This is a genomic window from Pseudomonas sp. XS1P51 (genome assembly GCF_054897845.1).
Genome location: NZ_CM142707.1, coordinates 2085305 through 2109369 on the forward strand (window position 1 = coordinate 2085305; position 24065 = coordinate 2109369).

The 24065-nt window shown below is 62.0% G+C and carries 17 protein-coding genes and 2 riboswitches; of the genes, 10 read left to right on the forward strand and 7 right to left on the reverse strand.

The genetic code is table 11. The features are described from left to right. Positions 1–146 precede the first annotated feature (146 nt). From wecB to ACYZUD_RS09590, 4 genes are read left to right on the forward strand one after another with little or no spacing between them, the layout of a single operon-like run. Positions 147–1298: a non-hydrolyzing UDP-N-acetylglucosamine 2-epimerase gene (wecB, locus tag ACYZUD_RS09575; protein WP_462023780.1), complete on the forward strand. Its 1152-nt coding sequence runs from the start codon at positions 147–149 to the stop codon at positions 1296–1298. Further along, positions 1295–3469: a cyclic di-3',5'-guanylate-activated glycosyltransferase NfrB gene (gene nfrB / locus ACYZUD_RS09580; RefSeq protein WP_462023781.1), complete on the forward strand. Its 2175-nt coding sequence runs from the start codon at positions 1295–1297 to the stop codon at positions 3467–3469. The genes wecB and nfrB overlap by 4 nt, the downstream gene beginning before the upstream one ends. Further along, positions 3466–6633, forward strand: coding sequence for an NfrA family protein (locus ACYZUD_RS09585; protein WP_462023782.1), 3168 nt, complete (start codon positions 3466–3468; stop codon positions 6631–6633). The genes nfrB and ACYZUD_RS09585 overlap by 4 nt, the downstream gene beginning before the upstream one ends. After that, positions 6633–7541, forward strand: coding sequence for a DUF4434 family protein (locus tag ACYZUD_RS09590; protein WP_462023783.1), 909 nt, complete (start codon positions 6633–6635; stop codon positions 7539–7541). Before ACYZUD_RS09585 ends, ACYZUD_RS09590 begins: the two co-directional genes overlap by 1 nt. Positions 7542–7669: 128 nt before the next feature. Here the strand turns inward: ACYZUD_RS09590 and ACYZUD_RS09595 are convergent, their stop codons facing one another. Further along, positions 7670–9229: a TerC family protein gene (locus ACYZUD_RS09595; protein WP_462023784.1), complete on the reverse strand. Its 1560-nt coding sequence runs from the start codon at positions 9227–9229 to the stop codon at positions 7670–7672. 536 nt (positions 9230–9765) lie between these two features. Between ACYZUD_RS09595 and ACYZUD_RS09600 the strand changes: the two genes are divergently transcribed. Further along, entirely contained in the window at positions 9766–10737 is a 972-nt protein-coding gene (locus ACYZUD_RS09600; RefSeq protein WP_462019512.1) for an IS110 family RNA-guided transposase, read from the forward strand. 64 nt (positions 10738–10801) lie between these two features. Here ACYZUD_RS09600 and ACYZUD_RS09605 read toward each other — a convergent pair whose 3' ends face one another. Beyond that, entirely contained in the window at positions 10802–11668 is an 867-nt protein-coding gene (locus ACYZUD_RS09605) for a LysR family transcriptional regulator (protein WP_462023785.1), read from the reverse strand. Positions 11669–11832: 164 nt separating this feature from the next. On the opposite strand from ACYZUD_RS09605, the gene ACYZUD_RS09610 reads away from it, so the two are divergent. Then, positions 11833–13377 (forward strand): MFS transporter, encoded by a 1545-nt coding sequence (locus ACYZUD_RS09610; RefSeq protein WP_462023786.1) that lies wholly within the window; start codon positions 11833–11835, stop codon positions 13375–13377. On the opposite strand, the gene ACYZUD_RS09615 is transcribed toward ACYZUD_RS09610, so the two are convergent. Beyond that, on the reverse strand, positions 13367–13771 hold the full coding sequence (locus ACYZUD_RS09615; RefSeq protein ID WP_462023787.1) for a MerR family transcriptional regulator: 405 nt from the start codon (positions 13769–13771) through the stop codon (positions 13367–13369). The genes ACYZUD_RS09610 and ACYZUD_RS09615 overlap by 11 nt on opposite strands. Positions 13772–13848: 77 nt before the next feature. On the opposite strand from ACYZUD_RS09615, the gene ACYZUD_RS09620 reads away from it, so the two are divergent. Next, complete coding sequence (locus ACYZUD_RS09620) at positions 13849–15075, forward strand: NADH:flavin oxidoreductase/NADH oxidase family protein (RefSeq protein ID WP_462023788.1); 1227 nt, start codon at positions 13849–13851, stop codon at positions 15073–15075. A gap of 68 nt (positions 15076–15143) precedes the next feature. Here the strand turns inward: ACYZUD_RS09620 and ACYZUD_RS09625 are convergent, their stop codons facing one another. The 4 genes from ACYZUD_RS09625 to cobW all read right to left on the reverse strand — a co-directional run bounded on the left by ACYZUD_RS09625 (position 15144) and on the right by cobW (position 21889). Next, positions 15144–15689: a vWA domain-containing protein gene (locus tag ACYZUD_RS09625; RefSeq protein ID WP_462023789.1), complete on the reverse strand. Its 546-nt coding sequence runs from the start codon at positions 15687–15689 to the stop codon at positions 15144–15146. Positions 15690–15808: 119 nt separating this feature from the next. Then, positions 15809–16807 carry an ATP-binding protein gene (locus tag ACYZUD_RS09630; protein WP_462023790.1) on the reverse strand — a complete coding sequence of 333 codons (999 nt, stop codon included), beginning with the start codon at positions 16805–16807 and terminating at the stop codon, positions 15809–15811. A gap of 150 nt (positions 16808–16957) precedes the next feature. Next, positions 16958–20824, reverse strand: a complete 3867-nt coding sequence (gene cobN / locus ACYZUD_RS09635) for a cobaltochelatase subunit CobN (protein WP_462023791.1) — start codon at positions 20822–20824, stop codon at positions 16958–16960. A 3-nt stretch (positions 20825–20827) separates the two neighbouring features. Further along, positions 20828–21889 (reverse strand): cobalamin biosynthesis protein CobW, encoded by a 1062-nt coding sequence (gene cobW / locus ACYZUD_RS09640; protein WP_150634481.1) that lies wholly within the window; start codon positions 21887–21889, stop codon positions 20828–20830. A 100-nt stretch (positions 21890–21989) separates the two neighbouring features. Then, a riboswitch (cobalamin riboswitch) is annotated at positions 21990–22202 on the reverse strand. 176 nt (positions 22203–22378) lie between these two features. Next, positions 22379–22606, forward strand: a riboswitch (cobalamin riboswitch). A 120-nt stretch (positions 22607–22726) separates the two neighbouring features. Between cobW and ACYZUD_RS09645 the strand changes: the two genes are divergently transcribed. From ACYZUD_RS09645 to ACYZUD_RS09655, 3 genes are read left to right on the forward strand one after another with little or no spacing between them, the layout of a single operon-like run. Further along, on the forward strand, positions 22727–22933 hold the full coding sequence (locus ACYZUD_RS09645; RefSeq protein WP_462023792.1) for a CbtB domain-containing protein: 207 nt from the start codon (positions 22727–22729) through the stop codon (positions 22931–22933). 11 nt (positions 22934–22944) lie between these two features. After that, positions 22945–23652: a CbtA family protein gene (locus tag ACYZUD_RS09650; protein WP_462023793.1), complete on the forward strand. Its 708-nt coding sequence runs from the start codon at positions 22945–22947 to the stop codon at positions 23650–23652. Continuing rightward, positions 23649–24062, forward strand: coding sequence for a cobalamin biosynthesis protein (locus ACYZUD_RS09655; protein WP_462023794.1), 414 nt, complete (start codon positions 23649–23651; stop codon positions 24060–24062). The genes ACYZUD_RS09650 and ACYZUD_RS09655 overlap by 4 nt, the downstream gene beginning before the upstream one ends. Positions 24063–24065: the final 3 nt, after the last annotated feature.

The window sequence follows — 24065 nt, forward strand, 5'->3', positions numbered from 1 at the left end:
ACTTATCCATCGTCTTTGATCGACATCAATCAGGCGTTAAACCGTATTGGACAACCCTCGATGCGGCTGCTTTGATTCACATTCCAGCAACAGAAGTAACGCTACCGGCCTTGAGCCAGAACCTTGCAGCACCCCAGGAGAGGTCAATGTCTTTCAACGTCATGATGGTTTTCGGTACTCGGCCGGAGGCCATCAAGATGGCCCCACTCGCCAGGGTGCTGCGTCAATGGCCCGGGGTCGAATTGAACATCTGCTCCACCGGTCAACACCGGGAGATGCTCAAGCAAGTGCTGGACGCCTTCGAACTGACGGTCGACCAGGACCTGCAGGTGATGACTCAGGGCCAGACTCTCAATGGTCTGTCACAGCAACTGCTGCTCCACCTCGACCAGGCCTACGAACGGGTGAAACCTGACATCGTGCTGGTCCACGGTGATACCACCACCAGCTTCATCGCCGCCCTCGCCGCCTTCAATCGCCAGTTGCCCATCGGTCACGTCGAGGCAGGCCTGCGTACCGGCAACCTGCGTGCGCCCTGGCCGGAAGAAGCCAACCGACGCTTGACCTGCGTCCTCGCCGACCTGCATTTCACACCGACCACCAAGGGCGAAAACAACCTGCTGCGTGAAGGCGTGCCCATGGCCACTATTGAAGTCACCGGCAATACGGTGATCGACGCGCTGCTGTGGATGCGCACTCACCAAGAGGAGATCAACTGGCATCCGGCCGCCGACTCGCCGCTGGCGGTGCTCGACGATAATCGACGCATGGTGCTGATCACCGGCCATCGCCGGGAGAACTTCGGCGACGGTTTTCGCAACATCTGCCTGGCCCTCGCCGACCTCGCGCTGCGTTACCCCGATGTGCAATTCGTCTACCCGGTGCACCTCAATCCGCAGGTGCAGAAAGCGGTGTATGGCGTGCTCTCGGACAAGCCGAATATTTACCTGGTGGCGCCGCAGGACTATCAGCATTTCGTCTGGCTGATGGGCCGCGCACATTTCATCCTCACCGATTCCGGCGGTGTCCAGGAAGAAGCGCCGGCCATCGGCAAACCGGTGCTGGTGCTGCGGGACGTCACCGAGCGGCCGTCCGTGCTCGAAGGTGGGACCGTGTTGCTGGTGGGCACCGACACCGACCGTATCGTCAAGGAGTCCAGCCAGTTGCTGGATGACCCGGCGCACTTCGAGCGTATGAGTCGTGTCCACAGCCCCTACGGCGACGGCCACGCCAGCGAACGCATTGCCACCCGTCTCTGCGAATGGCTGGGTCAACGCTCGGCGGTCAAAGCTGTATGACTCTGGACCTGGTCGATTTCTTTGCCTATGTGCTGTTCGGTCTCAAATACCTCGCGATCACCCTGGCCCTGTTGATGTTCATCCTCGGGCTCGATGATCTGTTCATCGACATCGTGTACTGGGGTCGCAAGCTGATCCGTCGCTGGCGGATCTACGAAAAATTCAAGCGCGCCGATGAAGAACGCCTGTACGCCATCGCCGAAAAACCACTGGCGATCATGGTCCCGGCGTGGAACGAAGTCGGTGTGGTCGGTGAGATGGCGCGCCTTGCGGCGTCGACCCTCGATTACGAGAACTATCAGATTTTCGTCGGCACTTACCCCAACGACGCCGAGACCCAGGCCGACGTCGATGCAGTCTGCCGGCACTATCCCAACGTGCACAAAGTGGTCTGCGCCCGCCCCGGCCCCACCAGCAAGGCCGACTGCCTGAACAACATCATCGACGCGATCCTGCGTTTTGAAAGCGAAGCGAAAATCCAGTTTGCCGGGTTCATTCTGCACGACGCCGAAGACGTGATTTCGCCGATGGAGTTGCGCCTCTTCAACTACCTGCTGCCGGCCAAGGACCTGATCCAGATTCCGGTCTACCCCTATGCGCCGGAATGGCGAGGCTTCACCGCCGGGCACTACGTCGATGAGTTCGCCGAGAACCACGGCAAGGACGTGATCGTGCGCGAAGCCATGACCGGCCAGGTGCCCAGCGCCGGCGTCGGCACCTGCTTCAGCCGTAAAGCCATCAGCGCCCTGCTGGAAGACGGCGACGGCATCGCCTTCGACGTGCAGAGCCTGACCGAAGACTACGACATCGGTTTTCGCCTCAAGCAAAAAGGCATGAAGTGCATCTTCGCCCGTTACTCGGTGACCGACCCGAAACTGGCGCTCGAACAACCCTGGGCGTTCGGCATGGACCGCGTGTTTTCCCAGGTGATTTGCGTTCGTGAGCATTTCCCTCGGGACTTGAAGCACGCGATCCGGCAGAAATCCCGCTGGATCGTCGGTATCGTTTTCCAGGGCACCAAGAACCTCGGCTGGAGCCCCACGGGCGTGCTCAACTATTTCCTGTGGCGTGACCGTCGCGGCATGATCGCTTACCTGCTGAGTTTCCTTGTGAACCTGCTGTGCCTGGTGCTGCTGGCGATGTGGCTGATGACGGTGATTGCACCGACCGCCTGGCGCTATCCGTCGATCCTGTCCAACAGCCCGGTGCTCGCGACGCTGTTGTGGCTCAACGGTTTGATGCTGATCAATCGGTTGTTTCAGCGCGGCTGGTTCGTCACGCGTTACTACGGACTGGTCGAAGGCCTGTTGTCGGCGCCGCGCATGATATGGAGCAACTTCATCAACTTCTTCGCCAACGTGCGGGCGCTGCGCCAGGTCATGGAAATGGGCGATTCGCGCCGCGTGGCCTGGGACAAGACCACCCATGAATTCCCGGCCCTGACCAAGGCCCAACGCACCCCGCTGGGTCATCGCCTGGTGGAAAAAGGCCTGCTCACCGAAGAGCAACTGGAAGCGGCGATCACCAACCCGATACGGCGCCGTCTGGGCCACGAATTGCTGCTGCGCGAACACATCAACAGCACGCAACTGGTGGAAACCCTGGCCGAGCAACTGGACCTGGAATGGGCGCCACTGAACCCGTTCAAACTCGACAAGCACCTGATCGATGCCGTGCCGCGCAAGATCGCCTCCCACTACGGCGTGCTGCCGGTGGCCGAGGAAGGCAAGACGCTGGTGCTGGCCTCCGAAGGGCCGGTGAGCCAGGTGTCCCTCGGTGCCATCAGCCGTCAATTGAAACGCCCGGTGCGCTGCCGCCTCGCGCCCCAGGGCCGGGTCACGCTGGGTATCCGTTACTGGTACGCCAGCCCCCGTCAGAACGAGGAAGTCCACCACATGCTCGAAGTGCTTGAGCGTCATCAGGACGATGAAGCCTTGCTCGAACGCGTCAGTCATCACCAGGTGCTACTGGGCAATCTGCTGCAAGTGCGCGGCATGGTCCCGCCAAGCCTGTTCAATCAGGCGTTGATCGACTTTGATTCCGAACACATGTCCCTGGGCGAACACCTGATCTCGCGCGGCATGATTACTCAGGAAGTGCTCGAACAGGCCCTGGCAGACCAGGCGAGTGAACAGCACGCCGCCTTCCGCATTGTCCGGGAGGTGGCATGAAGCCTGTCAAGCGTCATGCCCTCCTCCTCGGCAGCCTGTTGCTGAGCTTGAGTGCCACCACGTGGGTGCAGGCAGAGCCGCTGACCGAGTTCGAACAGTTCCGCAGTTTTCCCTACATGGATCGCAGCTACCGTGAAGCGAAAAAAGGCAACTGGGCCGAAGTCGAGCGGCTGATGCGCCACTTGCTGACCAAAGTGCCGAAAAACGATGAAGCCCGGGCACTGCTGGTGGAAGCGCTGGCCAAGCAACGGCGTTACAAGGATGCCGTGCAAGCGCTGCCGGACAACCCGGACAACAACGACGCCCTGCTCAACCTGCGCCTGACCTGGATCGAACAGGATCCGCCGGGCAGCGGGCAGGTGGAAGAATGGCTGGCCACCAGCAACCTCAGCCAGCGTGTACGCCTGTGGCAGGCCTACAGCCTGAGTCTGGCCAAGTTCGGCGGAGCAGGCCGCGCCCACGACTGGCTGGCGCAACTGTCGCCCAAGGGTGACGATGAAATCCTGCACCTGGCCCGCTCCAATTGGTCCGAGCAGTTGCGCGACTGGAACGGCACCATCGAGCAACTGGCGCCTCTGGCCGCCAGCCATCAACTCGACGCCGAAGGTTGGCAGCGACTGGCCAATGCTTATGTGCAACGTCTCGACGAACAGCCTTTGCAGCAATTGCTGCAACAGGCACCAACGCCCGAAGCCGCGCGCAAGACCCGGCTTGCCATGGTCGATAGAGCGATCGCCATGGGTCAGGTTCAGCAGGCCCAACGCTGGATTCAATCGTTGCCGGCCAGCGACCTGGCAGATCCGGCGCAACGTCAACGCTTGTGGGAACTGGCGCGACAGGCCGGCGACGTGCCGACCGTACAGCGCCTGAGTGGCGAGTTGCAGCGTCCGTGCCTGGAGACGGCCGAATGGCTGTCCGGTCGCGATCAGGAAGCCGCACTTACGCAGTTGCGTGGCTGCCAGCCGAACGACGATCCGCAAACCTGGCTGATCTTGGCCCAGCGTCTGCAAGCCACCGAACTGCTGCAAAGCACGCGCCTGCCCGCCCCCTGGGATAGCCGTCGGCAGGCACGCCTGCTGGACATCTGGCAGGAACAAGGCCAGAGCGACAAAGTCATGGCCTGGCTCGCCGGCCAGCCACAGACCCCGGAGGTCGTGAAACGTCGGGCCGAACTGGTTCAGGCCTTGGGGCGCAATACTGAAGCGGCGACACTTTGGGAGCGGCATTACCAGCAGACCGGCAACTTCGGCTCGCTCAATCAGGCGACTTATCTGGCGCTGAACGCCGGTCAGCGTGAACACACGCGACAGTTGCTCGAAAACGCTTATGACCGTCGCGGAGGTCAGTTGCCCGTCGCCCTGCTGCAGCGGCTGGCGGGGCTCTATGCGTCGTCGACGCCAACCCCCGCGCAGCAGAAACGCATGGTGTCGTTGCTCAATCGCGTCGATCCCGCCACGCGCGGCCAACTGCTGGCGCAACTGGCCGAAAAGGGCCAGTGCGATGCCGTGCAGCAAGCCATTGGCAACCACCCGCAAGTCGCAGGCGACTATCGCGCCCTGGGCCGTTGCGCCATGCCGGATCGACCGGGTGAGGCCGTTGTCTATTACCAGGCGGCGGAAAAACTCGGCGACCGTGGCAGTCGTCTGCCGCTGGCTTATGCCCTGGAGGCGGCCGGAGATTCGCCCGGTGCCCTGGCAATCTGGCGCAGCCTTGCGGATGCCGAACTGAGCGATAACGCCAAACTGACGGCCAGTCGCAGCGCTCTCACCGCGGGCGACCCTCAGGCCGCGGAACGTTACTGGCAAAATAGCCACGCCCGTGGTGCCAATGAGTGGGCGCTCGGCGCGGCCATTGCCGACGCTCGCGGCGATTATCCAGAGGCGTTGCAGCGTCAACGTTCAGCCTTGCAGCAGGCGCCGGATGCCGGGCATTTCTATGCGGCCTCGGTCACCGCGCAAAAGGCCGGTAAGCGGGAGCAAAGTACAACATGGCTCGCCGAAGCCGTGCGCCGCGAGCCGGACAACCCGCGTTATCGCGCCGACTACGGCATGCGTCTGGCCGGGGCCGACACCAAGGAACAGCGCTCCGCAGCCATCCCGTATCTGCAAAGTGCCACCCGGAATTTCCCGGAAGACTATCGCCTCGGCGAAACCCTGGCCTTGCGTTATGACGAAGTCGAAGACAGCGCTCAAGCGCGCAAGGAACTGCGTCGGGTCATCGACCTGGAACAGCACCCGGTGGCGGCCGACGATGAGGACGGCAGCATGGAGGCCCGGCGTTATCGCCAGCGCCGCGCTCACGAAACCCTGTCCCGCCGCGACAGCCGCACACTCGCCAGCACCTGGTCACCGGCCGGGGTCTCGACCAACGACAGCTTCCGCCCCGACGGCAACCGCAGCGACACATCACGGCGCGCCACCTCGCAGAACGTGCAAGTGGCGATCTGGGACCACGCGCTCGGTGATGAACCGACTCGCGCCGGCAGCACGCTGTCGGTCTATGGCCGCGTGTTGCTCGGCGGTCAGGGCCGATCGAGCTACGCCGAGTCCATCGGCACGGGCGTGGGCCTGCGTTACAAGCCCTGGGGCACCGCAAACATCAACTTCTACGGCGAGGTCTACAAGCAGAGCTCGTTCGATGACAACGACAATCAGCGTCTGAGCCTGGGTCAAATGCTGATCCCCGAAAAACTCTCGGACCAGTTCAACGATCACCGCCAGGACGGTCATACCAGCACCGACTACCTGCTGCGCAGCACCGCGTCATTCCTCGACCAGGGACGGTTCCGCAATGACTGGCGCGTCGATGAAAACGATTGGGAAGAACGCTTCCTCTATCTGGATGCGGCGTGGTGGACCAAGGCCGGTGATCACCAATGGCTATCGCGGTTCCAGCAAGGTCACACCTGGAAGCTGCCGTTCAACGGCGCGCAAACCATCATGCCTTACGGCTTTCTCGAGTTCGCCACGCAAGACCCGGGCAATGACTGGCGCCAGGACCTGCGCACCGGTATCGGCCTGCGCTGGCAATGGTGGTTCGACGACGACATCTACAATGCCTACCGTGCGCACCTGACAGTGCGCACCGAGTATCAGCAATCCCTGGGCGGCAATCTGTATGAAGGCGGCAACGGTGTGCTGCTGGGTGTGGAGTTGAATTTCTGATGACTCGACTTCTATTGGTTTTTTGCCTGTTACTGAGCAGCGCCATGGTTCGCGCCGATGAGCGAATTTTCTATCAACCGCTGAACGTCGACGCCAGCGTCAGCCCGGCGCAATGGCAGCGGATCTGGCAAGACACGGCCAAACAAGGCGTGCAGACCGTCATCGTGCAATGGACGGCCTACGGTGATTCGAACTTCGGCGGCGCCAATGGCTGGCTCGCTGGCAGCCTGAAGCAGGCCCATGCGCAAGGCCTGAAACTGGTGCTGGGCCTGAGCATGGACCCGGCCTATTACCAGCGTATCGATGAACTGGACAGCGCCGGGCTCGGGGCCTATTGGCAGGCGCAACTGGGGCAGTCGCTGGCTCAGCAACAGAGACTGCGCAAGGAGTGGAAGCTGCCGGTCAGCGGTTGGTACCTGCCGCTGGAACTCGACGACTTTCACTTCCTGGCCGTCGATCGGCGGGAAACCCTGCACCGCCAGCTCAAAGACTTCGCTGGCAAACTGGACGCACCGTTGCACGTCAGCGCCTTCAACGCCGGAAAGCTTGCCCCGCAGGTGAGCGGACAGTGGCTGGGTGGATTGGCGAGCACGGGGATTCAGGTGTGGTGGCAGGATGGCGCCGGCACCGGACGTTTGCCGCCACTGGTGCGCAACAGCTACGCCAGTGCCCTGCCCTGCCCGGTCGGCATCGTGCGCGAAGCGTTCCGGCAGGTCAGCGCCGAGGGCCAGCCGTTTCGCGCAGAACCGGCAACCCCGGACACCACGTCGGCGGGCTGCCATCCGACAGCGGTGTTTTCCCTGCGCTATCGGCCATGGGGCAAAGTGATTCTCGACAACCAGCGCAAGCACCAGGTCGGCAATGTTTCAAAACATACGGGGAAGGATCGGTATGCCTTTCATCAATAGGATCTGAGTCGTCTGACAGTCAGCCATCGCGAGCAGGCTCGCTCCCACAGGTAACTGAGTTGTCCAGACAGGCACAGTCAAATGTGAGCGAGCCTGCTCGCGATGGGGCCCTTACACGCCGCGCAAAATCACCTGCCGATCCGCACCAGAAACACCCGCTTCACCCGCCGTTCTTCAACCGCCATGACGGTCATCCGCCAGCCTTCCCACTCATGGCTGTCGCCGATCATCGGCAGACGATCCAGCAAGCTCACCACCAACCCGGCCAGGGTCTGATAGTCGTCGGTAGGTTCGGCAGCAAACCCGGTTCGCTGACGCACCCGCGCCAGATTCAAGGCGCCACTGACCGTAAACCCGTCTTTCTCCTCGACCACATCCGGGCCTTCGATTTCGCTGGCGTCGGGCAGCTCACCGGCAATCGACTCCAGAATGTCGGTCATGGTCAACACCCCCACGAAATCACCGAATTCATTGACCACAAAGGCAATGTGGGTCGAGGCCTTGCGCATCTGTTCCAGGGCATTGAGGATCGAATAACTGTCCAGCAAGTTAATGGTCTTGCGCGCCAGGTGTTCGAGGTCGGGTTCGTTGCCGGCCAGGTACTCCTTCAACAGCTCCTTCTTGTGCACGAAGCCCAGCGGCTCATCCACCGCACCGTCGCGAATCAGCGGCAGACGCGAGTAGGACGAATGCATAAGCCGTGTACGAATGGCTTCGGCATCGTCGGCCAGATCGATGTGATCGATGTCGGCGCGCACGGTCATCAAGCTGCGGATCGGCCGCTCGGCCAGTTGCAGCACACCGCTGATCATCACCCGTTCACGACGGTCGAACAGCTCCTCATTCGGCGCCTCACCGTTGTCGAGCAGGTCGGCAATTTCCTCACCGACTTCCTCCACCGCCAGTTTGCGCCCGCCCAGCAGGCGCATCACGGCATGGGCGGTGCGCTCACGCATCGGACGCAGGCCCTGCATGGACCTCCTGCGACGAGCCCGGGCGATCTGGTTGAACACCTCGATCAGAATCGAGAAACCGATGGCCGCGTACAGGTAGCCCTTCGGAATGTGAAAGCCCAGGCCTTCAGCCGTCAGCGCGAAGCCAATCATCATCAGGAAGCCCAGACAGAGCATGATCACCGTCGGGTGGGCGTTGACGAAACGGGTCAGCGGTTTGCTGGCGACGATCATCAGGCCGATGGAAATGATCACCGCGATCATCATCACCGCCAGCTCATCGACCATGCCCACGGCAGTAATCACCGCGTCCAGGGAGAACACCGCGTCGAGCACCACAATCTGCGCCACGATCGGCCAGAACATCGCGTAAGCCGCGTTGGACGAGTGCTGGCCGACATGGCCTTCGAGTCGCTCATGCAGTTCCATCGTGGCCTTGAACAACAGGAACACACCCCCGAACAACATGATCAGGTCACGGCCGGAGAAGCTCTTGTCGAACACTTCGAACAGCGGCTGGGTCAGGGTCACCAGCCAGGAAATACTCGCCAGCAGGCCCAGGCGCATCAGCAACGCCAGGGACAAACCGATGATTCGCGCACGGTCACGCTGCTCGGGCGGCAGTTTGTCCGCGAGGATCGCGATAAACACCAGGTTGTCGATGCCCAGCACCAGCTCCAGCACAATCAACGTCAACAGGCCCAGCCACGCGGTGGGGTCAGCAATCCATTCCATAAAAATGTCTCGATCTCTTCAGTGAATTCAGAATGCCGGGCACGGCAAGGCGCGGCGCAGAGGCCGTGGAGTTGCAATGACAAAGGAATCAGGAAGTCGGAAGACCGGGTGTTTTGCGTGTATCAGCCGCGCGCGGTAGCGCGAAGAGGAAGGATAACTGGGGGGCTCCGAGAGGGTGTTCATGCACGTCCTGAAAGGAAAAAGGCCTTGGAGCCTACAGGCGAAAGCGACATTTCCTACAGCCAGAAATCATTACAAAATCTGTAGAAGAGCAAAAGATCGCAGCCTTCGGCAGCTCCTTGTATCTCGACTATCGCTCCGTCAGGAGCGATAGTTCTCGACTGATCATCGAGGGAGGGATCTGGAAGACGCGCAGCTCCTTAGGCGTTATGCCTGCAATGTAGATGGTGCTCCAACCCTCCACACTCACTCGTATAGTTCGAACGGTATCTTGGGCCCGTCTTCGGCGAGAGCCCGCATTTGCAAGGTTGGACAGAGTGCAGTGATGATCGCAATTGATCTGATTGGAGGTATTCATGTCCAGTTTCGTTGGCGTCGATGTCGCAAAAAATACTTTTGATATCGCCACTCATCTGCCTAATGGCAAACACAAAACCAAGGCCAAACTCGCTAACGATGCCAAGGGCTTCAAGGAACTTGAGGCTTGGTTGCACAAGCAGGCCGAGCCTTCGGCCCTGATCGTGATGGAAGCCACCAGCGTCTACCACCTGGCGCTCGCCGAGTTTGTTTACAACAAGGGTTATCGGGTCTGTGTGGTCAACCCGGCTACGACCCATGCCTATGCCAACAGCGAACTGCGTCGAGTCAAAACCGATAAAAGCGACGCCAAGCTGATCGCTGACTTCGCCAGAGAAAAACATGAAAAACTGTCGCTCTGGGCCCCGGAACCGCTGAAGTTTCGCCAACTGAAGGCGATGGTTCGCCGCCTCGATGATCTTCAGGAAATGCAGCAAATGGAGCGTAATCGTCTGGACGTGTCCGACGAAAGCGTCAAAGACTCGATCCAGTCGGTACTGCGCCACGTCGAAAAAGAGATCGCTGAGACGCACAAGGTAATCAAGCAACACATCGATGACGACCCCGACATGCGTCAGATGCGCGACTTGATCGTGACCATCGATGGCATCGGCGAAAAAACACTTGAGAGACTACTGGCCGAACTGGGCGACCTGCGCAAATACGACGATCCGCGCAAACTGGTGGCTGCTGCGGGACTCAACCCGAAGCTGCATGACTCGGGCATGCTCAAGGGCCGCACCCCGATCTCGAAAATCGGCTCGGTACGACTGCGCGCCAGCCTCTACATGCCAGGAATCGTGGCGCTGAAACACAACGAAGCAATCATCGCTCTCAAAGACCGCCTGAAGGCCAACGGCAAGGCTCCCAAGCAAATCATCTGTGCCGCGATGCGCAAGCTGCTGCACTTCGTCTATGGCGTGCTCAAGTCGGGTCAACCCTTCGACCCGAAACTTGCGCTTGCTCGGTGAGAGTCAAGACGGTATCTACATACGTACGACAAGCCCTGTAGGAGCTGCCGGAGACTGCGATCTTTTAGCGATTTTTGACCCGTTCGATATACCGCGCCACCGCCGGTGATTTCTCGAATCGCCGATAAATCAATGACAGCCACGAACTCGCCTCGCACCCCTTGATCGACCGGTACAACACACCCGGCAAACCGACATGCCCGACCACCGATTCCGGCACCACCGCCACGCCCTGCCCCAACGACACCAGCGCCAGCACCGCCACCAGCCCGCCCGGTTGCGCCCCCAGTTTCGGCGCAAACCCGCCCTCGGCAGCGACTTGCAAGGTGCCGCTGATTTGCTCCGGCAGGATGAACGTCTCTCCCTGCAGATGCTCGGGGCTGATCTGCGGCAAACGACACAGCCAGGATTCGGCCGACAGCGCCAGCACAAAGCCCTCGGCGTCCAGGCGAATGGCCTCCAGACCTTCGGGCAAGGTCATGGGCGAGCGGACATAACCAATGTCGAATCGCCCCTCGACCACCATGACCGGCAATGACGCCATGGGATTTTCCCGCACGTTGAGGCTGACGTCCGGACACTCGCGACTGAAGGCCTGCACCTGTTTTTGCAGTAACCCCGAGTACACCGCCGAGGCCACGTAGCCCAGTTCGATATGACCGATGTCCCCGCGTCCGGCGCGCTGGGCGTTGCACTGAGCGTATTCGAATTGCCGCACCGTCGCCTCGGCCTCGATCACCAGCGCGGCGCCGGCCTCGGTCAGGCTGACTTCACGTGTCTGGCGCACGAACAATCGCGTGCCGAGTTCGTTCTCCATGTCCTGGATCTGTCGAGTCAAGGTTGGCGGTGCGATCCCGAGTTGTTCGGCGGCGCGGGTGAAGTTGCCTTGCCGGGCAACGGCCAGAAAGTAGCGGAAATGGCGTATGTCCATCGGTGGATTAGCTCAAAGGTAATGAAGTAGCGGTTACCGGCTAACGAAGCCACTATTTGGCCGCGATAAGCTCGCGGGCAATCACAGTAGAGAGCCCTTCTCATGTACGTCAAACCCATTCTCAACGCAACGGTCAACGGCCTTGCTCAAAAGGCAATCACACCATGAGCCGGGTCAGTCCGCGCCTGACGTTGCTGACAGCCTCCGGCGTCTGTTCACTGATTGTCCTCGACACCAACATCGTCGCCGTCACGTTGCCTACGATCGCCCGGGACCTGGGGGCGAACTTTGCCGACATCGAATGGGTAGTCAGCGCCTATATGCTGGCCTTCGCCGCCTTGCTGTTGCCGGCCGGGAGCATTGCCGACCGCTTCGGCCGGCAGAAAACCCTATTGTGTGGCCTGGGCATTTTCATCCTCGCCTCCATCGGTTGCGGCGCCGCGCCCAATGCGTTGGTCCTCGACATCGCCCGGGCGATCAAGGGGGTCGGCGCGGCATTGCTGCTGACCTCGGCCCTGGCCTCCATCGGCCACACCTTTCACGACGAAGTGGAGCGGGCCAAGGCCTGGGCGTTCTGGGGTGCGTGCATGGGGGTGGCGATGACCGCGGCGCCGACGGTCGGCGGGCTAATCACCGAATTCATGGGATGGCGCTGGATCTTCTATCTCAATTTTCCGGTTGGGTTGTTTCTGATGTTCATGGTCTGGCGCGCCGTCCCGGAATCCCGCGACACGCAATCGGCACGCCTCGATCCCTGGGGCAGCCTGGCATTCAGTGCGAGTTTGCTGTGCTTGATCTGGGGCCTGATCGAAGCCAACCGGATCGGCTGGAGCAACCCGCTGACCTACGCCCGACTCATCGGCGGCGCCCTGCTGCTGGGGCTGTTTGTGGTGATCGAGCGGATGCAGCAACGGCCGATGGTCGACCTGCAATTGTTCAAGCACCCGCGCTTCATCGGCGCGCTGCTGGGCATGTTTGCCTACGCCGGTTGCGCCCAGGTGATGATGACCCTGCTGCCGTTCTACCTGCAAAACGGCCTGGGTTTCTCGGCCATCGCGTCGGGCCTGGGGATGTTGCCGTTTGCCCTGACCATGCTGATTTGCCCGCGCATCGGCGTGCGCCTGGCCAGTCGATTTGCCCCGGCTACGTTGATGGCCGCCGGTTTAACCCTGGTCGGCAGCGGCAACTTGCTCAGTGCCTGGGCCGTCAGCAGCGGCGGCAGTTACCTGGCCTTTGCCCTGGCGATTGCCGTGACCGGTGCCGGTGCCGGGCTGCTCAACGGCGATACGCAAAAAAACATCATGGCCTGCGTGCCTCGGGAGCGCACCGGGATGGCTTCGGGCATGAGCACCACCATGCGCTTCAGCGCGATTGTGTTGGCCATCGGCGTGTACGGTGCGCTGCTGTCCAGTCACACCGAGCAGTTGTTGCGCAGTGGCCTGTCGGAGCAAAGTGCGCAATGGCTCGACCAGACCCAGGGCATCGCCTCGCGGGTGGTGGCCGGCGACATGACGGCGGCGATGAGCCTGCTGCCGGAAACCGCGCGCACCGTGGTCGAACCGTTGGCCCGGCAAGCCTTCGTCGGTGGTTTCAGTCTGCTGCTTTGGGTTGCAGGTTTGCTGGCACTACTGGGTGCGCTGGTGGTGGGCACGCTGATGCGCAATCCGATCCCCGCTCCGTCGACCGCAGCTATCGGCGCTAAGGCTTGAACGATGCCAATACCCGCTGGGCATTCGCTTCGCAGCCCATGCCCTCGGGTCGCGACTGAATGTTGTCGATCACCTCCAACAGCTGCGCCTTGCTATGCGCCAAGTGCAGCTGCATCTCTTCAATCTGTTCGACTTTGCGCGTAAGACCCGCCAGCAATTCGTCCTGCTTGAACTCACCGGTCGCGCTGTCCGGCAACAACTGTTTCAACTCTTCCAGGCTGAACCCGGCTTGCTGGGCGCAAAGGATGATTTTCAGGGTTTGCAACGCTTGGTCGGGATAATGCCGGTAACTGTTGGCCCGGCGTTCCACCTGCCGAATCAAACCCTGAGCCTCGTAAAACCGAATGCGCGACGCGCTCAACCCGCTTAACTGCGCCAATTCACCAATCTTCATCACGGCCTCATTTGCCTGCTTGACATTAAAGTTAACTTTAAGCTTAGCCTCTACGCTTCACTGATGAGGAGTCAAGCATGTCGCCCTTCCAAGCGTTGAATTTGCCCAACGGCCAGACCATCGGCAATCGCATCGCCAAAGCCGCGATGGAAGAGAACCTCGCCGATACCGGGCAAGCGCCCTCCGGCGCGTTGTTCCGCTTGTATCAGGCCTGGGCCGGGGGCGAAGCGGGTCTGTTACTGACCGGCAACGTAATGATCGATCACCGCGCCATGACCGGCCCCGGTGGCGTCGTGCTGGAAGATGAGCAACACCTTGAGCGCTTTCGTCAGTGGGCCAGCATCGGCCGCTCCGGTGGCGCGCAGTTCTGGATGCAGCTCAATCATCCCGGCCGCCAGACCATGGCCAACCTCGGTCAGCAAGCCTTGGCGCCGTCCGCGGTGGCGCTGGACCTGGGCGCGTTCTCAAAGATGTTTGCCGAGCCCAGCCCCATGACCGAGGACGACATCGAAGACGTCATCCAACGCTTTGCCACCAGCGCTGCCCTCGCGGAAAAAGCCGGCTTCACTGGCGTGCAGATACACGCCGCCCACGGTTACCTGATCAGCCAGTTCCTCTCCCCCTTGACCAATCGCCGAACCGACCGCTGGGGTGGCTCCCTGGAGAATCGTGCGCGTCTGCTGATCGCGGTGGTCAGCGCCGTGCGCAAAGCCGTGTCGCCGACCTTTTGCGTGGCGGTGAAGCTCAACTCGGCGGACTTCCAGCGCGGCGGCTTCGACGCCGACGATGCCCGGCAAGTGATCCAGTGGCTCAACGATCAATCGATCGATCTGCTGGAACTCTCCGGCGGCAGCTACGAAGCCCCGGCCATGCAAGGCGAGGCCCGGGACGGCCGGACCCTGGCGCGTGAAGCCTACTTTCTGGAGATGGCTGGAGAATTGGCCGGTGTGGCGAACATGCCGGTGATGGTGACGGGCGGGATTCGACGTCTGGCCATTGTCGAACAGGTGCTCGACAGCGGCATCGCCATGGCCGGAATCGGCACGGCGCTGGCCGTTGAACCAAACCTGGTCAAACACTGGCGCGAAGGCCAGAACAGCCATCCGCAACTGCCGCCGATTCGCTGGAAACGCAAACCCCTGGCAGCGCTGGCGAACATGGCCGTGGTGAAATTCCAGCTCCATCGCCTGAGCCGTGGACGCAAGACCCGGCCCGAGGTTTCGGCGATCTGGGCATTGATCCTCGACCGCGTGTACATCGCCCGGCGTACGCGTCAGTACCGCCAGGCCATGGGAATAAAGTAATCGAGCTGACGAAGATCCCTGTGGGGGCGAGCCTGCTCGCGAAGAGGCTCAAACAAACAACGACGAACTCAGCCCGAAATCAGCTCATCAATATGCCGATAATCTGCCTGCAGCTCTGCCGCCAACAACTTCGCCCGCCCAAGCCGGATCGGCCCTCTTTCGATGTCGATCAACAGCCCCGGACAATCCAGTGCCGGCAACATCGACCAGTCTTTCAACCGTCCATCCGTCACCAGCAACAGTCGTTGCCGTTCCGCCGGGAAGCGCTTCTGCCGTGTCCCCAGCCATCGCCCCGCCTCACCCAGCGCTGCCAGCAACGGCGTACCACCGCCCGCTCCCAGGCCATCAAGCCAGTTGCGTAAACCCGCGGAGGCTTTCAACCCTTGCACGTGCCACTTCGGTACATGACCGCTGGCCGTCAGCAGCGCCAGCCGTGCACGCTGGCGATAGGCGTCGTCGAACAGTTGCGTCAGCAGGCCCTTGGCATCGCTCAATGCCTGGTGGCGGCGAGTCGAGGCCGAGGCATCGACGATCACCAGCCACAGCTCATGGGGCGAACGGGTGCGCAGGTGAAACAGCACATCCTCGCGCAGACGCGGGCGACCATTGAGCAAAGTCCCGGGCCAGTTGATCGAGCCGATGCGCGCAGCATGACGCTTACCCTGTTTGCCGTTGGCCAGCCGTCCGGCGCGGGGTCTGGCATTCGCCCCCGCGTCAGATCGAGGGCGAATGCCTAGGGCTTTTTTGGCCAGCTCGGCACTTCACGTCGGGCACCGACCGGCAACGCCTGGGCAGGCATTTCACCCCATTGGCCCTGACCTTCGCCGGGATTGGAGTGTTGGCTGGTTGGCGCCTGACTTTGTTGCGGCGCCGGTGGCGACTGTTCGCGTCGACGATGACGCAAGGCGAACTCGGCGACCGCGTCGATATCGTCCTCGGCGATGGCGCTCGCCCCTCGCCATGCGGCATGAGCACGGGCGGCTCGTAGCCAGACCAGGTCGGCGCGCAAGCCGTCGACACCGGCGGCAAAGCAGCGCTCGGTAATCTGCGCCAGCGCTTGATCGTCGAGGGGGATGCTCGCCAGTGTGTTGCGTGCCTTCTGGCAACGCTCGCGCAGGGACTGCTGCTGGCTTTCCCATTCGGCGCAGAAGCCTTGGGGATCGCTGTCGAAATCCAGTCGCCGACGGATGATCTGCCCACGCTCGGCCGGTGCCGTGTGGCCACTGAGGGCGACGTTCAGGCCAAAACGGTCGAGCAGTTGCGGACGCAGTTCACCCTCTTCCGGGTTCATGGTGCCAATCAGCACGAACCTCGCCGGATGACGATGGGAAATGCCGTCGCGCTCGATCAGGTTGGTGCCGCTGGCGGCCACGTCGAGCAACAGATCCACGAGGTGATCGGGCAGCAGATTGACTTCATCGACGTAGAGCACGCCGCCGTCGGCCTTGGCCAGCACACCGGGGGAAAATTGTGCGCGGCCTTCGCTCAGGGCGGCGTCCAGGTCGAGCGTGCCGACCAGGCGTTCTTCGGTGGCGCCCAGGGGCAAGGTGACGAATTGACCGCTGGCCAGCAGGTCTGCCAGACCTCGGGCCAGAGTGGATTTGGCCATGCCGCGCGGGCCTTCGATCAATACGCCGCCGATTTTCGGGTCGATGGCGGTGAGGTAGAGGGCGAGTTTGAGATCGTCGGCACCGACCACGGCGGAGAGCGGGAAATGGGGGGTGTCGGTCATTATAAAATCTCGGTCTTGGTCGGTGATCCATCAGCAGCCACTTCATCCCTGTGGGAGCGAGCCTGCTCGCGAAGCGGCGTGTCAGCCAACATCAATATTGAATGATCTGCCGCATTCGCGAGCAGGCTCGCTCCCACAGGTTCAGGTGCATTAGCCATCTTCTTCGATGTCCAGCAACAAATTCTCCAACGCCTCGCGGTACTCGCCCGGTTCCTTCCACATGCCCCGCTGCTGCGCTTCCAGCATGCGTTCGGTCATGTCGCGCAACGCGTGAGGATTGTGCTCACGAACAAAATCCCGGGTCGCCGGGTCCAGCAAATACGCATCCGCCAGCAACGCGTATTGGTGGTCGTCGATCAACTGCGTGGTGGCGTCGAAGGCGAACAGGTTATCGACCGTGGCCGCCAGTTCAAACGCGCCTTTGTAGCCGTGGCGCTTCACGCCGTCGATCCACTTCGGATTGGCCGCCCTGGAGCGAATCACCCGGTTCAACTCTTCCTTCAAGGTACGGATTTTCGGCAAGTCCGGCTGACTGTGGTCGCCATGATAACTGGCCGCCGCTTCACCGCTGAGGCTTTCCACGGCGGCGAGCATGCCGCCCTGGAATTGGTAATAGTCGTTGGAATCAAGCAAGTCATGCTCGCGGTTGTCCTGGTTTTGCAGCACCGCTTGCACCTGGCTCAGGCGCTGGGTGAACTGCTCGCGGGCGGCGGTGCCTTCGTCGGAACCGCCGTAAGCGTAGCCGCCCCAGTTCAGGTAAACCTCGGCCAGATCCTCGCGACTCTGCCATAGACGACCGTCGATGGCGCCCTGCACACCCGCACCGTAAGCCCCGGGTTTGGCGCCGAAGATACGCCAACCGGCCTGACGCCTGGCCCCGTCTTCATCAAGGCCCGATTGCAGCAGCGCTTCACGCTCGGCGCGAACCTTGGCGGCCAACGGGTTGAGGTCGTCCGGTTCGTCCAGCGCGGCAACCGCTTGCACGGCGGCGTCGAACAGGCGGATCAGATTGGCAAAGGCATCGCGGAAGAAGCCGGACACGCGCAAGGTCACATCCACCCGCGGACGGTCCAGCAAACTCAGCGGCAGAATCTCGAAATCGTCGACCCGCTGACTGCCTGTGGCCCAGACCGGGCGCACACCCATCAGCGCCATGGCCTGGGCGATGTCGTCGCCGCCGGTGCGCATGGTCGCGGTGCCCCAGACCGACAGGCCGAGCTGGCGCAGGTGATCGCCGTGGTCCTGCAGGTGCCGTTCAAGAATCAGGTTGGCCGACTGGAAACCGATGCGCCACGCGGTGGTGGTCGGCAGGTTGCGCACGTCCACCGAATAGAAGTTGCGCCCGGTCGGCAGCACGTCCAGACGACCGCGACTCGGCGCACCACTGGGGCCGGCCGGGACGAAACGGCCGCTCAGTGCGTCGAGCAGACCGCGCATTTCTGCCGGGCCGCAGGCGTCCAGACGCGGTGCGACGACTTCGCGCAGGTGGTCGAGGATGGCGCCAACCTCAGACCAATTCGCCTCCTGTGGGAGCGAGCCTGCTCGCGAAGCGGTTGATCTTTCAACATCATTATCGATTGACCCACCGCTTTCGCGAGCAGGCTCGCTCCCACAGGGGTCGGGGATGGTTCGGGGTTGGTTTAGTGCCTGCGAGATCAGTTGCGCGGCGAACAGTTCCAGGCGTTCGCGGGTATCACCTGCGGTGCGCCAGACTTCATCGTTAAGCAATTGCAGTTCAATTGGACGCGGCCCGGCCCAGGGCTCGGCCAAAGCGCAATCCAGCGGATCGAAGCCCAGCGTGAACGCCTTGGCCAGCGCCCGCAGTAAACTCGATTGCGCCCCTCGCCCATCGCCACGGGGAATCCGCAACAAAGCCAACAAGGTGTCGATGCGCAAACGCCCGGTCGGCGACTCGCCGAACACATGCAGACCATCGCGGATCTGCGACTCTTTCAAGTCGCACAAATAAGTGTCCAGACGCGGCAGCCAGATTGCCGCATCGGCGTCGCTGTCGAGTTTTTCGTCCAGTTGCAGTTCACGGTCGATGTGCGTGTCGCGCACCAGTTGCAGGATGTCGCGCTGCAATTCCCGGGCGCGGCGTGGATCGAGCAATTGCGCTTCGTAATATTCGTCGGCCAACAACTCAAGATTGCGCAGCGGACCGTAGGTTTCGGCGCGGGTCAGCGGCGGCATCAGGTGATCGATGATCACCGCTTGCGTGCGACGCTTGGCCTGGGCGCCCTCACCCGGGTCGTTGACGATAAACGGATAGATATTCGGCAACGGCCCGAGCAACGCATCCGGCCAGCAGTTTTCCGAAAGGCCGACGCCTTTGCCTGGCAGCCATTCGAGGTTGCCGTGCTTGCCGACGTGGATCACACCGTGGGCGCCATAGGTGTTGCGCAACCAGAAGTAGAACGCCAGATAGCCGTGGGGCGGCACCAGGTCCGGGTCGTGATAGACCGCGCTCGGGTCGACCTGATAACCCCGGGCCGGTTGAATGCCGACGAAGGTCAGGCCGAAACGCAGCCCGGCGATCATCATTCGCCCGCCCCGGCACATCGGGTCGCTTTCAGGTGCGCCCCAGCGTTCCAGCACAGCCTGGCGGTTGGCTTCGGGGAGCGCGTTGAACATCAGCAGATAGTCGTCCATCGCCAGGCTTTGCTGACAGGGACGCTGGTCGAGGGTGTCGAGGTCGTTGCTGACACCGCCGAGCAATTGCTGGATCAGCGCGGTGCCGCTGTCCGGCAGTCCGGCCGGTAGCGGATAACCCTCCTCATGAAGCGCACGCAGGATATTCAACGCGACGGCCGGCGTATCGAGGCCAACGCCATTGCCGATACGACCGTCGCGGGTCGGGTAGTTGGCGAAGATCAGGGCGATGCGTTTTTCAGCGTTGGGACGCCGCGCCAGATCGATCCAGCGCCGCGCCAGTTCAGCGACAAAGTCCATGCGTTCCGGTTGTGGCCGGTAGCAGACCACATCGGACTGACTGCGCTCGCTGCGCCACGCCAGGTCCTTGAAGCTGATCGGCCGGCTGATGATCCGCCCGTCCAGTTCAGGCAGCGCGATGTGCATCGCCAAATCTCGCGGCCCGAGGCCCTGCTCGCTCGCTCGCCAACCGGGTTCGTTGTCCTGGGCGCAGATGGCCTGGATCACCGGGATGTTGCGGCGAAACGGCCGCAGGTGCGGCGCTTCTGGACTGGACTGGGCAAAACCGGTGGTGTTGAGAATCACCCCGGCCTCAACCTCGTCCAGCCAATCCTCGACCACCGTCAGGCAGCCGGGTTCTTTCAAACTGGCCACGGCAATCGGCAACGGGTTCAACCCCGCCGCTTGCAAACGCTGGCAGAAAACATCGATGAACGCGGTGTTCGCCGCCTGCAAATGCGAGCGGTAAAACAGCACCGCCGCCACCGGCTGATCGGCCTGCCAGTCGGCGTGCCAATCGCTCAGTGCCGCCGGTTTTTTTTGTGGATGGTAAATCGCCGTGCGTGGCAGGGTTTGCGGCTCGGCCCAGGCGTAGTCGCGATCCAGCCAGCGATTGGCGAGGCAGCGAAACAGGTCAAGGGCATTGGCCATGCCGCCCTGACGCAGGTAATGCCAGAGCCGGTCGCGGTCCTCGGCAACCACCGTGCTCAGGTCGCTGAGCTCCGGGTCGGGGCGATCATCGCCGGGCACCAGAATCAGCTGCACACCGCGCTCGGACAACTCCACCAGACGCTCGACGCCATACCGCCAATAAGCGATGCCGCCGTGCAGTGAAATCAAGATCACCTTGGCGTGGCGCAGCACTTCGTCGACATACAGGTCGACCGACGCGTGATTCTGCACCTGCATCGGGTTGGCCAGACGCACGCTCGGGTAATCGTCGGGCAACTGCTGCGCCGCTTCGGCGAGCAGCGCCAGGCTGGAATCGCCGCTGCACAGGATCACCAGCTCGGCGGGGGTTTGTCCAAGGTCGGCGATGTTGTCATCCGACACGAAACCGCCGGGCTGGGTCCTGAGCAGGTGCATGGCTTAAACGCTGAGTGCAGCGCGCAATTGCGCTTCGAGTTGAGCGGCGTCCAGCTCCTGACCGATCAACACCAGGCGGGTGGTACGCGCTTCATCGGCGCCCCACTGACGGTCAAAATGCTTGTCGAAACGCGTGCCCACGCCCTGGATCAACAGGCGCATCGGTTTGTTCGGGATCGCGGCGAAACCCTTGACGCGCAGGATGCCGTGCTTGACCACCAGTTGGGTCAGCGCGTCCATCAGCAGGCTTTCGTCGGCTTGCGGCAGTTCGATGGAGATCGAATCAAATGCATCGTGATCGTGATCGTCTTCACCTTCATGGTGGTGATCGTGATGGCTGTGACGGCTGTCGATGTGTTCTTCGGAGCCGGCACCAAGGCCGATCAGTACGTCCAGTGGCAGGCGACCGCTGCTGGCTTCGATGACTTTTACCGCGGGTGGCAGCTCTTCGGCGACTTCCAGGCGCACGCGGGCCAGGTCTTCAGGGCTGATCAGGTCAGCCTTGTTGAGGATCACCAGGTCGGCGCTGGCCAGTTGATCGGCGAACAGCTCGTGCAGTGGCGATTCGTGATCCAGGTTCGGGTCGAGCTTGCGCTGGGCGTCGACCTGGTCCGGGAATGCGGCGAAGGTGCCGGCGGCGACGGCCGGGCTGTCGACGACGGTGATGACCGCGTCAACGGTGCAGGCGCTGCGGATTTCCGGCCACTGGAAGGCTTGAACCAGCGGCTTTGGCAGGGCCAGGCCCGAGGTTTCGATGAGGATGTGATCGAGGTCGCCGCGACGGGCGACGAGTTCGCGCATCACCGGGAAGAATTCTTCCTGAACGGTGCAGCACAGGCAGCCGTTGGCCAGTTCATAGACGCGGCCGTTGGCTTCTTCTTCGGTGCAGCCAATGGAGCACTGCTTGAGGATTTCGCCGTCGATGCCCAGCTCGCCGAACTCGTTGACGATCACCGCAATGCGACGGCCTTGAGCATTGTCGAGCATGTGCCGCAGCAAAGTGGTTTTGCCCGAGCCGAGGAAGCCGGTAACGATGGTGACGGGAAGTTTGGCCAGTGTTTTCATCGGATGCCCTTTGGCAAGGTGGCGGGCATACGGGACGACAATCGCTGCGACGGATGCGCGCGCGGGAGAGTTCGCCACCGGATCACCCCGCCCGGTTGTAGTGAGAATCTGTGTCGAGGCAGGTCTCCTGGCTGACGGCTTGCCAGTCGTTGGACTGGCGTTGGCTGCGCCTTCCCGCGTGCCCGATCGATAGGGCTTGCAGTGGCGTGGCAGCGAACATCACCGTTCACAGTTGCGGGGGCAGCCGCGGCATCGACCGCGTTCCCTTCTTAGCTTCGGCAAACGCCGAAGAACCTCGAAAGCGCAAGGCTACGCATCGCTTGGGGGCGGGTCAATGTCTTGTAGCGTCGTCACCGGCCCCTTCGCGAGCAGGCTCGCTCCCACAGTTGGCCGCAATCGAATGTGGGAGCGAGCCTGCTCGCGATGAAGTCACTTCAGTGCCGAGTTGAGAACCCATGCCAATTGACGCCCAGCCCCCGGCCATGCTCTCCTACACGCCTTGTTACGGGTGCCCTTCACAGGGTGAAACGGGAAACCGGTGAATCATGTGCTTTACTCAAAGCCATGTCAGTCCGGTGCTGCCCCCGCAACGGTAAGCGAGCGAAGGATCAAATCCACTGTGCCAGCAGTTCGGCATGGGAAGGTGATTCTTGCAGGTTTCGGCGTCAGCCCAAGCCCCTCGTGAGCCCGGAGACCGGCCCGCAACACACAGTGACCGTTACGTTCACTGAATAACAAACCCGCGGTGGGCGGGCGCTGTTTGAGCCTCTGCGTGCGCGATTCGCAGGGGTCCTCCATGCGCTCTATTCACCCGCTGACAGACCAGAGGGAAGCGCCATGTCGATCATCAGCAGTACCGGCCCCAGCAACACCGATAAGAGCACCGCCAGCAGCACCACGACCCAAACTCAACGCCTGACCGCCGCCGTGTGTGCGTCGATCCTGGGCGCGTGCCTTGTGTATTTCGCCGGTTTCTCGCACATCGAAGCGGTGCACAACGCCGCTCACGATACCCGTCACAGCGCCGCATTCCCGTGCCATTGAGACCTGCCGACATGATCAAGCGTATTGCGCAAACCGCAGGTTTCACCGGGCTGCTGGCCGCCCTGTTGCTGACGCTGCTGCAAAGTTTCTGGGTCTCGCCACTGATTTTACAAGCCGAGACCTACGAAAAATCCGAGCCGGCCGCTGTTGAAATCCACGAACACGCCGCAGGTGCCGTCGCCGCTCACACCCACGATGCCGAAGCCTGGGAGCCGGAAGACGGCTGGCAGCGCGTGCTGTCGACCACCGGGGGTAATCTGGTGGTTGCCGTGGGTTTCGCCCTGATGCTCGCTGGTCTCTACACCTTGCGCGCACCGACTAAAACCTCTCAGGGCCTGCTCTGGGGCTTGGCCGGTTATGCGACGTTCGTACTGGCGCCGACGCTGGGCCTGCCACCTGAGCTGCCGGGCACTGTCGCTGCCGATCTGGCGCAACGGCAGATCTGGTGGATCGGTACAGCCGCCTCCACCGCTGTCGGTATCGCCCTGATCGTGTTCAGCCGCCACTGGCTGATGAAAATCCTCGGCGTGGCGATCCTGGCCGTTCCCCATGTGATCGGCGCGCCGCAACCGGAAGTCCATTCGATGCTCGCTCCGGAAGTGCTGGAATCGCAGTTCAAAATCGCTTCGCAGCTGACCAACGTGGCGTTCTGGCTGGCCTTGGGCCTGATCAGTGCCTGGTTGTTCCGCCGCAAAAGCGATGGCCAATACCACGCATGACTGATGTCAGCGCAGCGCCGACCCTGGTGGTCGGCCTGGGCTGCCAACGCGGCTGCCCCGTCAGCACGCTGCGGGCGTTGCTCGATCAGGCGTTACAGGCTCATCAAATCGAACTGCACCAGATCAAGGCGCTGGCCAGCATCGAACTGAAACGCGATGAACCTGGCTTGATCGAGCTCGCCGAACAACTCGCGCTGCCGCTGATGTACTTTAGCAGTGAACAATTGGCTGGCTATCAACCGCAACTCAGCCATCATTCGGACATCGCGTTCGAACGCACCGGCTGCTACGGCGTAGCGGAAAGTGCCGCGCTGGCCCTTGCTGAGCAACTGGCCCAGGCCCCGGCAAAACTGCTGATTCCACGACAAAAATATGCCCAGGCAACCTTGGCATTGGCCTGTGCTGCGTAAAAT

Bases quoted from the DNA above. Each gene is read 5' to 3' on its own strand.
- ACYZUD_RS09655 (WP_462023794.1), top strand. From the start codon at position 23,649: ATGACTGATGTCAGCGCAGCGCCGACCCTGGTGGTCGGCCTGGGCTGC.
- ACYZUD_RS09595 (WP_462023784.1), bottom strand. From the start codon at position 9,229: ATGGAATGGATTGCTGACCCCACCGCGTGGCTGGGCCTGTTGACGTTG.
- ACYZUD_RS09590 (WP_462023783.1), top strand. From the start codon at position 6,633: ATGACTCGACTTCTATTGGTTTTTTGCCTGTTACTGAGCAGCGCCATG.
- ACYZUD_RS09650 (WP_462023793.1), top strand. From the start codon at position 22,945: ATGATCAAGCGTATTGCGCAAACCGCAGGTTTCACCGGGCTGCTGGCC.
- ACYZUD_RS09630 (WP_462023790.1), bottom strand. From the start codon at position 16,807: ATGACCGACACCCCCCATTTCCCGCTCTCCGCCGTGGTCGGTGCCGAC.
- nfrB (WP_462023781.1), top strand. From the start codon at position 1,295: ATGACTCTGGACCTGGTCGATTTCTTTGCCTATGTGCTGTTCGGTCTC.
- ACYZUD_RS09620 (WP_462023788.1), top strand. From the start codon at position 13,849: ATGTCGCCCTTCCAAGCGTTGAATTTGCCCAACGGCCAGACCATCGGC.
- ACYZUD_RS09585 (WP_462023782.1), top strand. From the start codon at position 3,466: ATGAAGCCTGTCAAGCGTCATGCCCTCCTCCTCGGCAGCCTGTTGCTG.
- ACYZUD_RS09615 (WP_462023787.1), bottom strand. From the start codon at position 13,771: ATGAAGATTGGTGAATTGGCGCAGTTAAGCGGGTTGAGCGCGTCGCGC.
- cobW (WP_150634481.1), bottom strand. From the start codon at position 21,889: ATGAAAACACTGGCCAAACTTCCCGTCACCATCGTTACCGGCTTCCTC.
- ACYZUD_RS09645 (WP_462023792.1), top strand. From the start codon at position 22,727: ATGTCGATCATCAGCAGTACCGGCCCCAGCAACACCGATAAGAGCACC.
- ACYZUD_RS09600 (WP_462019512.1), top strand. From the start codon at position 9,766: ATGTCCAGTTTCGTTGGCGTCGATGTCGCAAAAAATACTTTTGATATC.
- wecB (WP_462023780.1), top strand. From the start codon at position 147: ATGTCTTTCAACGTCATGATGGTTTTCGGTACTCGGCCGGAGGCCATC.
- ACYZUD_RS09605 (WP_462023785.1), bottom strand. From the start codon at position 11,668: ATGGACATACGCCATTTCCGCTACTTTCTGGCCGTTGCCCGGCAAGGC.
- cobN (WP_462023791.1), bottom strand. From the start codon at position 20,824: ATGCACCTGCTCAGGACCCAGCCCGGCGGTTTCGTGTCGGATGACAAC.
- ACYZUD_RS09610 (WP_462023786.1), top strand. From the start codon at position 11,833: ATGAGCCGGGTCAGTCCGCGCCTGACGTTGCTGACAGCCTCCGGCGTC.